Origin of the sequence: Enterococcus sp. AZ009 (assembly GCF_050548785.1) — a bacterium.
Lineage (GTDB): Bacteria > Bacillota > Bacilli > Lactobacillales > Enterococcaceae > Enterococcus_D > Enterococcus_D entomosocium.
Window position 1 is genome coordinate 1,658,306 of the sequence record NZ_CP172960.1, and the last position, 13,832, is coordinate 1,672,137.

Genomic DNA, 13,832 nt, shown 5'->3' on the forward strand with positions numbered 1-13,832 from the left:
TCACAAAAGGTTCTGATCATCTGTTGAGAAGGAATGGATGAAGTGAGGAGCCGCTACTGCTGAATGATTGGAAGACCAAGACCAGTTGAAGTGATTCGCTGCTTGGTCTTCTTTTTGCTTCAAAAGCAGTGAAGAAAGGAGAAGCTATGTTTCAACTAACTGTTCGGGGGCATGATTTAAAGAATTATGGGTCCCCAGAAGAATTAGCGCAAAAAATTGCCGCCAAAAACATTCATAACATTCAATTTGCATTAAATAAATCCTTCCCGCAATGGGCAGAGCCAGAGCAATTAAGCCCTGGTTTAGGCCGCTTTTTCAAACGTGTTTTTGGTCAATCTTATGTTCAGGTCGCTTTATTGAGTTGTTATAGTAATCTGATCCATCCTGATCTGGAAAAACGGGAAGCGATTTTATCCAGATTCGAGACCTATCTCGCACATGCCAAATACTTTGATGCAGCTATGGTTGCAAGTGAAACTGGTTCGGTTTTGCCAAATATGGGGTATACCGAGGAAAATTTCAGTGACGTCGTTTTCGATGATTTGGTTCAGGTGATCAAGCGTTTGGTCCAAGTGGCTAAGAGACATCAAGTGATGCTAGGGATTGAAGCGGGCTTGAATCATCCACTATCATCGATCGATCGAATCGAAGAATTGCTGGAACGAGTACCGTCTGACTATTTAGGGATCATCTTTGATCCAACCAATCTGATTACGGCGAAGAACTATCAAGAGCAAGTCGCTTTGACAAGGGAAGCTTTTTCCCGCTTTGGTGATGCCATCGTTTGCTTGCACTTGAAGGACTATCAAGTAATCGATGGTAAAATCAAGGTAGTGCCATTGGGAGAAGGAAGGATTGATTATCAACAACTATTGGCCATCACCGCTGAATACAAGCCATTTTGTTATGTTGTGTTAGAAGGGACGACCGAAGAAGCGATGCAGCCGACCATTTCACTGATTGAAGCATTGCAAAAGTGAGCGAGCTGTCTTTGATTGTGACTGATGAGGAAAAGCTTTGTTACAAGGAGTCACGGGAGATCAAGGAATCCTTTCCTCAACAAGCAGATTTATTTACTTACTAAAAGTTAGTGTTATACTTAAAGGTACAAGTGAACTTAACTGTTTAGAAAAGAGGAAATAGCGATGACAATGATTCAATCAACCTATCAAATCGATGCAACAGCCGCAATTGGCAAAGTCGTTTTAAAAGTAGCGAATATGGAAAAAATGAGCCGGTTTTATTCGGACGTGATTGGCCTAACTTTATTGGAGCAAAGTGTAGATCACGCGCGATTGGGCGTGGGGACACAAGAGCTTTTAGTCCTAGAGAAGGTAAGTGATCCGTTGCCTTTGACACGGAAAACAGGCCTTTTCCATACGGCGTTTCTTTTGCCTAGCCGTAAAGACCTAGGAAATATGCTGATTCATTATTTGGAGGCCAAAGCCCCTCTGGATGGTGCTAGCGATCATGGGTATAGTGAAGCGTTATACCTGACCGATCCAGAAGGAAACGGGATCGAAGTGTATCGTGACAAACCGAAGAGTGAATGGGATATTCGAGCAGACGGTGAGATCGTGGGCGTTACTATCGAAATGGACGCGCAAGGCGTGCTGGGAGCCGCTGACCGATCACAAACGACTTTTCCAGTTGGCACCACGGTGGGGCATGTCCATTTGAAAGTGGCGGATCTGGCAAAAACAGAAGAATTCTACACCGAAGTTTTAGGCATGCGTTTGACTTCAGATTTTGGTAGCCAAGCAAAGTTTTTTGCTGCTGGTTCGTATCATCACCATATCGGATCGAATATTTGGATGGGAAGAAATGTTCCAGCTATGGAGGAAAAGGATCTAGGCTTAGCGTACTTTACGATCGTTTTGCCAGCTTTTGCTTTTTCTACGTTACGAAGTCATCTAAAGGCAAGTGGCGTTTCTTATGAGTTAGAAACAGACAGCCGCTTGCATTTGACTGATCCGAATGGGATCAATCTGATCATCGAAAGAAAGAATCAGCCTTAAGATGGAGGTTTTTTCATTCATGAAATGAGAGAATAACCTATAATCAAGTAAAAGGAGAGCAAGCATGAAAAAAAACGGGGCGGGACAATCACTATTTCTAGCATTATTGATCAGCATGGGCTTATTTTTCTTTGTCCAAGGGAAACAATTAATAGAAAGTGGGGCGTCTCCTGTGATTTTTATTGCTTTTTCGGCTTTTGCAGGAATTATCGGAGTTGGTGTCTATGGTCTTCAAGCAATAATGAAACAGCATCGGCGCAAAGCCATGGTACCAATCAAAACCAAAAAATAAAGAAACCGGCCAATCTTAAACAGGAAGATTGGTCGGTTTTTTGTTTACGCTAAGAAAAAATGGGGAATGGGATCTGTCTCGTCCACTACATACTAATTTTCCATGTTTTCAATCGCAAATTCGATCTCATCAGGTAAGAAGCCGTTCCCTTCAAGATGAGCGGCCATATTTCTTTGACGGATCCCTAACACCCGGCGGGATTGATTGGCGCGCCCTAAAGCATGGCGATACCAATCTACGTCAAGGGTCTCTAGTGCCCATTGTGTTTCCTCCGCAGTGAAACCTTCTGTTTCTAACAGTTCTGCCATCTCTTGTTTTGAATAAAAGCGACGATTTCCTTGCGCTCTAACGAGGAAAAAGGCTTCACGTTCTCGTTCTGTCGCATTGTTTTCGCGCTCATAGCGTGCTGCTACAGTCGGGGCGAAATGAAACCCTGCTAAAATCGTTTCCTCGGTCACTTCGTTATCAAACACGTAGGTTCTAAATTGAAAACGATTGTCGTTTTCCAGTTCAAGCCATAGGGATTCAACCAGAAATCGATAACCGACTGGAATCGTTTCATAAACTGCATCGGCAATTTCGTAAAAATAAGCGGAAACGGCTTCGTAAGGAGTCATTATCTCGGGAACGATTTCCGTCATTTGCCCATTAAACAAAGTGATTGCGGCAGGGTATTTTTCGCCAGCATTCGTAAATGTGAGAATCTCCACTGGCTCATGTTTTGTTGAAAAGACATTCATGGTCACACCGTTCGCCAAATCAATAGCACTCTGCCACTCGATTTCTTGGTCTTCGCTTTGTTGGTGTAAGTGTTCAAGTGTATCAGGTGTCAAACCAAGCTTTTCTCGTGTATCTTCATTAATTCCTTCTTCATCGGCAAGAGGATTGTTTGCTCCAGCGGTCACTAGTGCCAAATCCTCTTCGTATTCGTTGAATAATTCTTGCAATTTTGCTCGTCTACTGACGATGATCGGGCTCTCTTCATGGATGGCAAGTAAGGCTTCGATACGGCCATTGCGAGCGGCAACCCAACTGGGCATATCCAGATAGCGAGCTTCGATCGCTTCTTGAGCGAGTGCGATCATTGTTTCCGTGTTTTCAATGAATGCCGCCTTGTGTTTTGAGTTGCTATTGACCTGGTCTAGAAAGGCCAATTCTGCTTCTTTGCCTCGAATCATCAGTTCGAGATTTTCAATACTTAACTCATAAGTCAGATTTTCTGCATGATAGGTATGTTCCCAACCAGCATCTAAAGCTGCCCCGATGCGTTCAGAAAGTTCCTCAGGACTTGCTAAATTTATCGTCCCACATCCTGAAATCAGGGATAGTATTAGTAATAAAGGCAACAAAACTTGTTTTTTCATTTTTCTCCTCCTCGGGGATTCTGGTAAACTTCGCCATTTTGTTCGAATGAACGCATCAGATCGAGCACTTTCTTGGGTATAAAAAATAGCAACAATATAAGGGCTATCATAAAGGCATCGCGATGTCCTTTTCTTCGCTAGTTTTTAGTTACCCATGTTTGTCATCGCGTAGTCGATTTGTTCTTCTGAAAAGTCTTCGGAAGCCAATAACCGGCGAATGTTGTCTGGAGGAAGACTCATCAAGGAATGGTAACTATTTGCTTTCTTCAACGCCTGCTCGTTCCAATCAATCGTGAGCTGATCAACTGCCCATTGCGCATCATTATGGGTAAACCCTTCAAATTCTAATTGTTGGATCAATCGTGCACGTGAGAAAGCCATGAGGTTCGTATAGGATTCGGCACGTGCGATCGTTCGTCTTTGTTCTGAAGATCCTTCATTCTCGGTCTGAGTTTGTTCGTCATTGTTTTGCTCTTGCTGCAAAGCCGTAGCTGCTTCTTGTTTTGCGTTTGCTTCTTGAAGCTGTTGATACACGGTAGTGACCATGTCTTGATCAATGTCATGATCAAAGCCATAGGTCATCACCGCCAGCTGATATTCATCTGAAGATTGATCGAATCGATTCATAAACATCAACGATTCACGAGGAATATTTACGACCAGCCCTCGTAAAATCGTTTCATAGAATGCAGCTTTTTGCTCGTCGGCAGTTTCCCGATTAAGAACAGTAAATCCAGATGCGTACTCCTCTTCGGGCTTCGAAAAAACGAAGACGTCAACATTCGTTTCACTTGTGTGGTAAACAGTGGCGGTGAGTTCGTCGTCAAGTTTGATCCTGCGATGAAGAGTTAGCTCATCTTCGGTGAGCTGCTGAAGCTGCGCAATATCGTCTGCCAAAAGCCCCAGCTTTTGACGCGGGTCGGCTTCAGGAATCGTTTCGTTTGCTACCTCCAGTAGACGGTTGAGGTTGTCATGATTACTGAGAATGATAGGGCTCCGTTCATGAATCGCAGCCAGAGCCTGGCTATAACCAATGCGGGCAGCAAACCAAGCAGGGACATCGATCCGACGCTCCACTAACGCTCGTTCAGCGGTTGCCATCAAATCAATTGTGTGGCTGATTAACTGATAAAGATCTTCGTCGGAAGAATCAAGCTCTTCCAAAATAGCCAATTCGGCTTGACTGCCGGCAATCAACAACTCTAAGGTTGCTGGGTGATAATAGGCCCAGCCCGTTCCGGATTGGTTTGTATATTCCAGTCGTGCGTCGATGCCAAGTGCAACGGTCTCTGACAGTTCTTCATCTGCCTTTGCGCAACCGATAAGCAAAATAACGAATGACAATAGGGTGATCAGTACTCTTTTTTTCATTAGGCTCCTTCTTTCTATCGAAAGTAACTGAGAAAACGGTCGGAAGAGGTTTGTTTATCTGGGGGAAGGAGGAGAGAAGGTGAATGGGAAAAATGCTGAAAAGATTTTTCATCACCAGTAAATTCAGGCAACTGTTTCTGATCCGCCAATAAGAAAAAGCGGAGCATCGAACCAGCTTTCGAGAATAATTGTTATATTATTCATTTTATATGAAAAATAGTGTGAAATGCAATGATAAAAGAGTTTTTATCGATTTATACATTTGGGAAAGGAAGCTTCGTATCAACTTTCTAGGAGTAGACGCTCAAGATCAAAGCGATCGAAAGAATTCATCGAAGGATCGCCATGGGGAATCTTTTGAGCAAACAAAAAAACAGCTTCCCATAATAGGGAAGCTGTAAGGATGCGGAAAATGGGATTTGAACCCACACGAGCGATTGCTCACAAGACCCTCAATCTTGCACGTCTGCCATTCCGTCATTTCCGCAAATACTATAGAAGGAAACGCAGGCTGAGGTAGTTCTGTCACGCCGCGTCTAGAAAATATCTTACCTGATTTTCAACAGGTTTGTCAATAACTTTTCCTAATGCTATTTGAAAGAATTTTCAGACTTTAGATTGCATTTTTTTCCATAAAAGGTATGCTAAAAGAATGAATAATTATTTTTTTGAGAGGAGAGCAAATGAACTACTTTAAAAACCAGTTAGCTAAATCTGTCAAACAGAAAACGTTCCTCTTCCTGCTCATTGGTGCCTTTAGTTTAGGTTGCTGTTTTTCCATTTATTTGAAGCTGATGGAACCCATCAACTTACCCGCCACGATCACTGCAGAAAAAGCGGAAGCCTCACGGCTTGTTGATCGCTACCAAGCCAATCAGTCGGGTTCACCTGCTGAACAAGAGGTGTATCAACTTTTGCTTGAAAACAATACACTGACTTCGCGACAGTTATCCAACTTGATTATGGAAGAATACGAACGATTTAATCAAACGAGTATTCAAATTGCAGAACTAAAAAAGCAGATTTGGGCGTCAGAAGTTGATGACAAAGGATTTTTGCCACCTTTATGGGCAATCGAACAAGATCAGAAGGTCTATCAAGCTTTAGTCGAGCAAGAAAAAGAGCCGGTCCTCACTGCTGCCAATGCCCAGACCGCTGTCGCTTTGGCAATAACCTTTTTGCTTAATTTTGGCTTCTTCTTTTGGGCTTTTTTTGCCAGTGACAATTTGATAGAAGAAAGAGAACACTTCTCTTTGATTCGCTCGTACCCGCAGATTTTTCCGATTCGGATGTTAAGTAAAATTGTGGTTAAAGGGATTACAAATTTAGGCGTTTTGATTGTGTTCTTCTTAGGCGTCTTTCTTTCAATGAGCCTTCTGGGGGAGTTCGGGGATTGGCAGTATCCAGTAGCCGTCTATCTCAATGGGGAGTGGGTAGCCTTACCTTTTTGGCAGAGCGTTTTATATAGCCTGGTTTCTTTTGGCTTGCTGATTGGTTTGATCGAATGCTTAGGTTTTGTCATGAACATGATCGCAGCCAATCGATACGTCTCTTTCTTTTTGCTGGTGCTTTTTTATGGGCTCGGCTTGATTCCGATGCTGCAAAAGATCCCACTGTTACCAGTTCATATAGCTGCTATGGATAAATTTTATTCGGGCGCCTTTGCATTGGGTTCTGGTACTTCTTGGGGAGTCTATGCTAGTTGGCTGCTGACGGTGGTGTGGATCTTCCTTTGTATAGCTTTGATGCTCGTTGCGGATAAACAGAATCGCTTGTTGAGAGGAGGCAAAGGATGAAAGACTATTTTTTATTTGAATTACGACAACTCTTAAAGAGCAAGAAAACTATTGGTCTTTTTTGCTTGCTTCTTATCTATAGCGGCGTTTACAGTTTTTGGCAAAAAGATTTTCGCCCGATTGAACGAGTAGATAAAACAGAAATGCAACAACGCTATACTGTGCGACAAGATTTTCTTGATCAACAAGCAGCCAATCCTTCTGACCATTGGTCGGCAAGCTTAGCAGTTGAAATGTTTACCCCATGGAACGAAGCGGAAAAACAACGATTAGATGCACTAGCTGATGAAAACTGGCAAGCTTATGCACGAGGAACAACTACGTGGTACCAGTTGGCGTTGCAGTTTACCGATGAACGAAATGTTTTTTATACACCGGATTATTATACGTTTCAAAATTACTACGCTGCCTATGACGGTCGCTTTGGTTATGCTTCAACCGCTAAGCTTATGGAAGCCTTCAGCCAGTTGCCGAATAAGAAACTCTCGCAAGCAGTCATGGAGCAAAAAACGGGGATACAGGCATTGCAGCGAAGTTTTACTGGATATTTACCGATTCTATTGCTTGCTGTTTCTTTATTTTTGGCGATCGATTGTTTGCCAAAAGAACGAAGACATAAATCCCTATTTCTTTCACTGCCATTATCGGCAGAAGAGATCCTTTGGAGCAAAACGGCAGTATTGATGGTCGGTTCTGCAATTGCAACGCTTGGGACCATGTTCTTTCTCTGGTTGGGTTCTGGCATTCAATTCGGCTTTGGTTCCCTGGAAATACCGGTCACGATTTTATCAACGACCTTTGATGCTCGCTACCCGATCACAGATTTCAACGCTTTTGAAACACAAGCCATCGGTCTTTTTATAGGCCAATGTTTTCTTGCGACGCTTTTTTTGCAGTTTATTTATTGTCGCGGCATCTTGTTGTTCAGTACCCTGTTTCGCTCAGAACTGGTTAATTTGCTTTTGGCTGGTTTTTGCTTGCTTTCACCCTATATTTTCCAAAGACGTTGGTTCAGTGCTTACCTTGATAAAACGCTGTATGTCTATCTGTATCAAAATGTGGGACAAGTCCTTTCAGGCTGGACACGTTTTTATTTTGGTTCTGCAGGGTTTACGATGGAAAAAGGGTTGCTTTTATTAGGAGGCGTTTGGCTTCTGATCGAAATGTGTTTCTTCGTGACGATCCAACGCAAAAAATTTCATTTGGCATAGGAGGAACGATATGTTAGAACTGAAAAATGTGACGGTCACGTATACGAGAAAAGTATTGGATCAGCTTTCCATTGCCTTTTCTCCCGGGGAAATCGTCGGGTTAGTCGCCCCTAACGGCACCGGGAAATCCACGCTATTGAATGTGGCGATGAATTTCATCCAGCCGAATGAAGGCGCAGTATTTTTGAATGGCAGTCAAGTATATGTGACCAAAAAATCAGAAGTGGCAGCGCATCAACAAATTTCGTTTTTTCCTGACCAAAATGATTTGTACAATGATTTGAGTGGTTTCGAGCATCTCAAGCTGTATCAGCGAATGTGGCGTTCAGAGGAACACTTAGTGGAAGAAACGATTGATCGTTTGCGGATGAGTGACTATATCAAACGTCCTGTGGGTACCTATTCGCTGGGCATGCGGCAACGTCTTTGTTTTGCGATGCAGATCGTGACGGATACGCCTTATATGCTGATGGATGAAGTCATGAATGGCTTGGATCCGACCAATGTGGAATTGATCTCTAACGTATTAAAAGCCTTGCGAGCGCAAAAGAAAGCGATCGTGATTGCTTCGCATATTTTGACCAATTTGGATTCCTACGCGGATCGGGTCTTGTTTTTAAAAGACGGCAAGATCATTCACGAATACTTTGGTCGCAAGTCGTTAGTCAATCAACCGTTGTACTTAAAAACGGACTCGGCAGATTTTTTGGTGGCTTTTCCAGAATTAACGACGGTGACCATCGATCTGCAAGGACGGATCTATCTGGTAGAAATCAGCGATCCGCAGTTGCCGCAACGTTTTATCGCAGCAGGAATCACTGATTTTTCGGTGGGGCATTTGGCGTTAAATGAATTGTACTTGAAGTATTTTCCTGAAAATTCCTGAATGAACCAAATTCAGTGGATGAACGCAGGGCAAGCGCTCTCGACCGAGAGGCGAAAAATTTTCGCCACAGTTAAAATTTTTTTGCTATAATAGGTTCAATCTGAAAAGAGATCAACGACGAGAACCAATAACCTGACGTTGACCTATGGTTAAAGGAGAAATGGAATATGAAGAAATTTTCGAAGTCGTCAAAACTTGAAGGGGTCAGTTATGATGTGCGCGGCCCAGTTTTAGAAGAGGCCGATCGGATGCAAGAAGAAGGCATCAGTATCTTGAAATTAAATACGGGGAATCCCGCGCCTTTTGGGTTCGAAGCCCCAAATGAGATCGTTAGAGACCTGATTATGAACGTGCGAGAATCGGAAGGATATTCTGATTCGAAAGGGATTTTTTCTGCCCGTAAAGCGATCGAACAATATTATCAATTACAGAAATTTCCTGATGTGACCATCAATGATATTTACACAGGTAATGGTGTTTCCGAGCTGATCACGATGTGCATGCAAGGTTTGTGTAACAATGGGGATGAAGTGTTAGTGCCGATGCCTGACTATCCTTTGTGGACTGCTTCGATCTCATTAGCTGGCGGAAAGCCCGTCCATTATATTTGTGATGAACAAGCAGATTGGAATCCTGATATCGAGGACATCAAAGCCAAGGTCACCAGCAAAACCAAAGCGATCGTCATTATTAATCCGAACAATCCAACAGGAGCCGTTTATCCAAAAGAAATTTTGGAGCAAATCGTCGACGTTGCTCGTGAGCATGACTTGATCATTTTCTCTGATGAGATCTATGACCGGTTAGTCATGGATGATTATGTCCATGTGCCGATTGCTACATTAGCGCCAGATCGATTCGTTGTGACGCTAGGTGGCTTGTCTAAGTCTCATCGAGTGGCAGGTTTCCGTGTGGGCTGGATGGTCCTCAGTGGCGACAAGTCCCATGTGAAAGACTATATCGAAGGCTTGAATATGCTATCTTCGATGCGACTGTGTTCGAATGTCTTATCGCAACAAATCGTTCAGACCGCATTAGGAGGCTATCAAAGTTCTGATGAGTTACTATTACCAGGTGGTCGTATTTATGAACAAAGAGCGTTTATCCACAAGGCAATCAATGACATTCCGGGATTGTCAGCGGTGAAACCGAAAGCCGCCTTTTATATTTTCCCTAAAATTGATATTCAACGCTTTAATATCACCAATGATGAACAATTTGTTTTAGACTTTTTACACGAGCACCACATTTTGCTGGTTCACGGCGGTGGGTTCAACTGGCAACAGCCAGATCATTTCCGAATCGTTTATCTTCCTAATATGGAAGACTTAAAAACGACTGCTGAAAAAATGACAGAATTTTTGGCGTCCTATCGTCAGAAATAAGAATATAAAAAAGCACCGCTCCTTCAACAACCGTGAGGGAGTGGTGCTTATGTTTTTATTCGGCAACTGGTTGACAAATTTTTTTGCTCACAATCATTCGATTGGTAAATTTATCCAGCATTTCAGCACTAGGATCGGTGACTTGAACCAGAACAGAGTTCTCATATTCTCGTTCGATGATCCCTTGATACTTCTTGCCATCCCATGTAAAAAAGATCGTACTGTCGATCGTCATCTTAACACCTCATTTGAAATTGTGGAAAAATAACAAGACATTCTTGAAATTGCTTTCCTTTTTGTCATTATGTGCTAAAATAAAGAAAATTAAAAATGCGAATTCGCATTTTTGACAAGAAACGTTCGGTTTTTATAAGAATTCCCCCCGGAGGACAATTATGAAGAAAAAAGAAGAATCTTTTGGTCAAAATATCCGTTCGATTCGGTTGAAACGAAAGATGACACAGAAGATGTTAGCGGAAGATATTTGTTCGCAAAGTGTTTTAAGCCGTATTGAAAACAACGAAGAGTTGCCGAATGTCTGGGTGATGTACCAAATCTGCCAACGCTTAGGAGTCACCTTAGATCAAGTAATGATGCTTCATTCGGAAGAGATCAACAAAACCAATCAAATCTTTGCCGAAATCGAATCACATTTTGTCCATAAGCAGTTTCAAGAAATGCGGGAAAAAATGGAAGATAAGGCGATCAAGGATTATTTGTATCTGGATTCAGATATGCAAATGTATTACTACTATCTAGGCAGCTGTGATTATTTCCTCGATCAAAACTATGATGCCGCCCTTGAGGCGCTGAAAAAAGGATTGGCCTACTCCTATCAACAGGATAAGACCAATGTGTCGGTGATGGAAATTCGTATCCTGAGCTGCATGGGTCGCGTCTATAGTGATTTGCTGCAACTGGGTGAGGCTCGTTTTTACTTAGAAAAAGCTTACGATGCCATGCACGCACTGCCGCCGGAACGTCTCTCCACATCATTGACCAAAATTTACTACAATTATGCGGTCTTTTTAAAGGAGCAACAAGAAGATTGCCTCGCGCTAAAGGTAACGAACGAAGGCATTTCCTTAGCCAGAGAAAAAAACAGTTTGTATTTTCTAGAAGAATTGTTTGAACTGAAGGGACACTTACTTTATAGACTGAAAGAAGAAAATGCAGCCGAAAAAAGTTTTCAGCTGTATCGTGCTGTCATGGATATTCGCCAATCTGACAAAGTGGTGTAGACCTTTCTTGACTTCTTCCCTAAATAAGAGTACTTTTAAGGAAGAAAAGAAATAGAGGAGCGATCAAGATGAATAAATATATTTACGCAGACAAATTCTTTCTAAAATCAGCGGTTCATGGCCCTGGTTACCTGGAGGTCAAAGAGGGGAAATTCGGAGCGATCGTCGATGAAGTCCCTTCTGGTGCAGACGTAGAAGATTATTCAGGCAAATGGGTAGCACCGGGTCTTGTGGATACTCATATCCACGGATTTATGAACCATGATGTGATGGACAACGATGCAGAAGGCATTAAAACCATGTCGGAAGGCCTTTTATCATGTGGTGTGACTTCCTTCTTGCCAACAACCTTAACATCCAGCAAAGAACGGTTGCGGGATGTTGCTGAAACCGTTGGGAAAGTCAAAGACGAAGTTACAGGAGCAAAAATCCAAGGGATCTATTTTGAAGGCCCATTCTTTACTGAAGAACATAAAGGTGCACAAAATCCAATTTATTTTGGTGATCCTGATATCGATACCTTCCATGAATGGCAAGAAGCTTCTGGTGGAATTATCAAAAAAATCGCCTTGGCTCCTGAGCGAGAAGGTGTGAGTGAGTTTGTTTCGCAAGTGACGGAAGAAGGCGTAGTGGTTGCTCTAGGCCATAGTAACGGTACATTACAAGAAGCGCAAACAGCAGTTGAAGCTGGTGCTAGCGTTTTTGTTCATGCATTCAACGGTATGCGCGGATTAAACCATCGCGAGCCTGGAATGGTTGGTGCCCTACTTTCATTAAAAGAAGTTTTTTCAGAGTTGATTTGTGATGGCCACCATGTGCATCCTCAAGCAGCTGAGATTTTGATGGAAAAAGCTGGTCACGACCATGTTGCCTTGATCACTGACTGTATGATGGCTGGCGGCATGCCAGATGGTGATTATATTTTAGGTGAATTTCCAGTAGTGGTGAAAGACGGAACGGCTCGAATGGAAACTGGCAATCTTGCTGGTAGTATTTTGAAACTAAAAGAAGCTGTGAAAAATGTAGTAGACTGGGGAATCGCTACCCCTCAAGAAGCGGTCATGATGGCCAGCTTGATTCCAGCAATCAGCTGTAAAATTGACCATGCTTGCGGCATGATCAAACAAGGTCGCCCAGCTGACTTTATTGTTTTGGATCAAGAAATGAATGTAACAGCCACCTATTTAGATGGCGTCTGCCGCTACCAGGCGTAAAATAAAACAATCTGCTTAAAGAAACAAGAAGAGAGCTTCTCTTGATCTGTTTTTTGAGCAGATTTTTTTGTTTTCAGTTATGATGAAAGAAAACGACATCCTATGAAGGAGATGATGGGGATTTGAAGACGATTTTAGTTACCGGCGCCAATGCCGGTATGGGCTTTGCAACAGCCAAACAATTGGCAGAATTGGGGATGCATGTGATTTTGTATTGCCGTTCTGCCGAACGAGGGCAGGCAGCACAGCAACGTTTGAAGGAAGAGACAGGCAATCCAAGCATCGATCTAGTGATCGGTGATTTGGGGTCGTTGGCTAGCGTACGCAAGTCAGCCGCTGAAATCAACGCCCGCTTTGAGAAATTGGATGTACTGATCAATAATGCGGGCATCGTCAATTTAAAAAAAGAGCGAACAGCCGATGGATTTGAACAAATGCTGGGCGTAAACTACGTGGGGCATTTTGAACTGACCCGTCAGTTATTGCCGCTAATAAAACGTGCCGATGCCGGCAGGATCGTTAATGTGTCATCCGGCGCCTACAAATTTGTAAAGAAAAAGGATCAGCGCTTTTTCGATGTACCGGATTTTTTCCCTTGGCGGGAATATGGCCGCTCAAAAAAAGCCCTGATTTTATTTACGGATGCGCTTGCGTTCCAGCTACGCAATACGACCGTTACTGCTAATTCCTTGCATCCGGGAGCTGTGGCGACCAGCTTAGGGGTCAGTCGACAAACAGGATTTGGTCAATCTATTTATAAAATGTTGACGCCTTTTTTTAAAACAGCCGAAGAAGGGGCAGATACAGCGATTTACTTAGCGCTAAGTCCAGACGTTGCGGGTATCAGTGGCCGCTACTTTGTTGATCGTCAAGCAGTCCTAACCGAGATCCCGAAGGAGCAGCAACAAGCACAGAAACTATGGCAAGAAACGCAACAAAGAATTGCGGACCACACAAAATGATTTGTTTTGCTTTTGCCAATCTGGATCACTTTGAATAAATGACTTGTTTTTTAGCAGCACGACCTTGTGCTGCTTTTTTGCGGTTTCTTTCA

General features: G+C 42.9%; 13 protein-coding genes and 1 tRNA gene. 10 read left to right on the forward strand and 4 right to left on the reverse strand.

The genetic code is table 11. From position 1 onward, the window contains the following. Positions 1-146 precede the first annotated feature (146 nt). The 3 genes from IGJ74_RS07900 (at position 147) to IGJ74_RS07910 (ending at position 2,310) form a co-directional block, all read left to right on the forward strand. Positions 147-980, forward strand: coding sequence for a sugar phosphate isomerase/epimerase family protein (locus tag IGJ74_RS07900; protein WP_008381505.1), 834 nt, complete (start codon positions 147-149; stop codon positions 978-980). Between the two features lie 165 nt (positions 981-1,145). Further along, on the forward strand, positions 1,146-2,018 hold the full coding sequence (locus IGJ74_RS07905) for a VOC family protein (protein ID WP_086317257.1): 873 nt from the start codon (positions 1,146-1,148) through the stop codon (positions 2,016-2,018). 64 nt (positions 2,019-2,082) lie between these two features. Then, positions 2,083-2,310 (forward strand): hypothetical protein, encoded by a 228-nt coding sequence (locus tag IGJ74_RS07910; RefSeq protein ID WP_005229963.1) that lies wholly within the window; start codon positions 2,083-2,085, stop codon positions 2,308-2,310. A 92-nt stretch (positions 2,311-2,402) separates the two neighbouring features. On the opposite strand, the gene IGJ74_RS07915 is transcribed toward IGJ74_RS07910, so the two are convergent. From IGJ74_RS07915 to IGJ74_RS07925, 3 genes are all read right to left on the reverse strand, one after another. Next, positions 2,403-3,674 (reverse strand): hypothetical protein, encoded by a 1,272-nt coding sequence (locus tag IGJ74_RS07915; RefSeq protein ID WP_218193130.1) that lies wholly within the window; start codon positions 3,672-3,674, stop codon positions 2,403-2,405. 144 nt (positions 3,675-3,818) lie between these two features. Beyond that, a complete protein-coding gene (locus IGJ74_RS07920; protein WP_218193129.1) occupies positions 3,819-5,045 on the reverse strand; it encodes an Ltp family lipoprotein in 1,227 nt (408 codons plus the stop codon). Between the two features lie 404 nt (positions 5,046-5,449). Next, positions 5,450-5,532: transfer RNA gene (locus tag IGJ74_RS07925), tRNA-Leu, on the reverse strand. A 196-nt stretch (positions 5,533-5,728) separates the two neighbouring features. Between IGJ74_RS07925 and IGJ74_RS07930 the strand changes: the two genes are divergently transcribed. The 4 genes from IGJ74_RS07930 (at position 5,729) to IGJ74_RS07945 (ending at position 10,323) form a co-directional block, all read left to right on the forward strand. Further along, on the forward strand, positions 5,729-6,841 hold the full coding sequence (locus tag IGJ74_RS07930) for a hypothetical protein (RefSeq protein ID WP_194187993.1): 1,113 nt from the start codon (positions 5,729-5,731) through the stop codon (positions 6,839-6,841). Continuing rightward, a complete protein-coding gene (locus tag IGJ74_RS07935; protein WP_218193128.1) occupies positions 6,838-8,052 on the forward strand; it encodes an ABC transporter permease subunit in 1,215 nt (404 codons plus the stop codon). Before IGJ74_RS07930 ends, IGJ74_RS07935 begins: the two co-directional genes overlap by 4 nt. Before the next feature lie 10 nt (positions 8,053-8,062). After that, a complete protein-coding gene (locus tag IGJ74_RS07940; protein WP_194187991.1) occupies positions 8,063-8,938 on the forward strand; it encodes an ABC transporter ATP-binding protein in 876 nt (291 codons plus the stop codon). 167 nt (positions 8,939-9,105) lie between these two features. Next, entirely contained in the window at positions 9,106-10,323 is a 1,218-nt protein-coding gene (locus tag IGJ74_RS07945; protein WP_005236450.1) for a pyridoxal phosphate-dependent aminotransferase, read from the forward strand. 55 nt (positions 10,324-10,378) lie between these two features. On the opposite strand, the gene IGJ74_RS07950 is transcribed toward IGJ74_RS07945, so the two are convergent. Next, positions 10,379-10,558, reverse strand: a complete 180-nt coding sequence (locus tag IGJ74_RS07950; RefSeq protein ID WP_005236448.1) for a hypothetical protein — start codon at positions 10,556-10,558, stop codon at positions 10,379-10,381. A 160-nt stretch (positions 10,559-10,718) separates the two neighbouring features. Between IGJ74_RS07950 and IGJ74_RS07955 the strand changes: the two genes are divergently transcribed. From IGJ74_RS07955 to IGJ74_RS07965, 3 genes are all read left to right on the forward strand, one after another. Then, positions 10,719-11,564 carry a helix-turn-helix domain-containing protein gene (locus tag IGJ74_RS07955; protein WP_008381491.1) on the forward strand — a complete coding sequence of 282 codons (846 nt, stop codon included), beginning with the start codon at positions 10,719-10,721 and terminating at the stop codon, positions 11,562-11,564. Between the two features lie 68 nt (positions 11,565-11,632). Then, positions 11,633-12,778 (forward strand): N-acetylglucosamine-6-phosphate deacetylase, encoded by a 1,146-nt coding sequence (nagA, locus tag IGJ74_RS07960; RefSeq protein ID WP_218193127.1) that lies wholly within the window; start codon positions 11,633-11,635, stop codon positions 12,776-12,778. A 122-nt stretch (positions 12,779-12,900) separates the two neighbouring features. After that, entirely contained in the window at positions 12,901-13,740 is an 840-nt protein-coding gene (locus IGJ74_RS07965; RefSeq protein ID WP_008381487.1) for an SDR family oxidoreductase, read from the forward strand. The last annotated feature ends 92 nt before the right edge of the window (positions 13,741-13,832 follow it).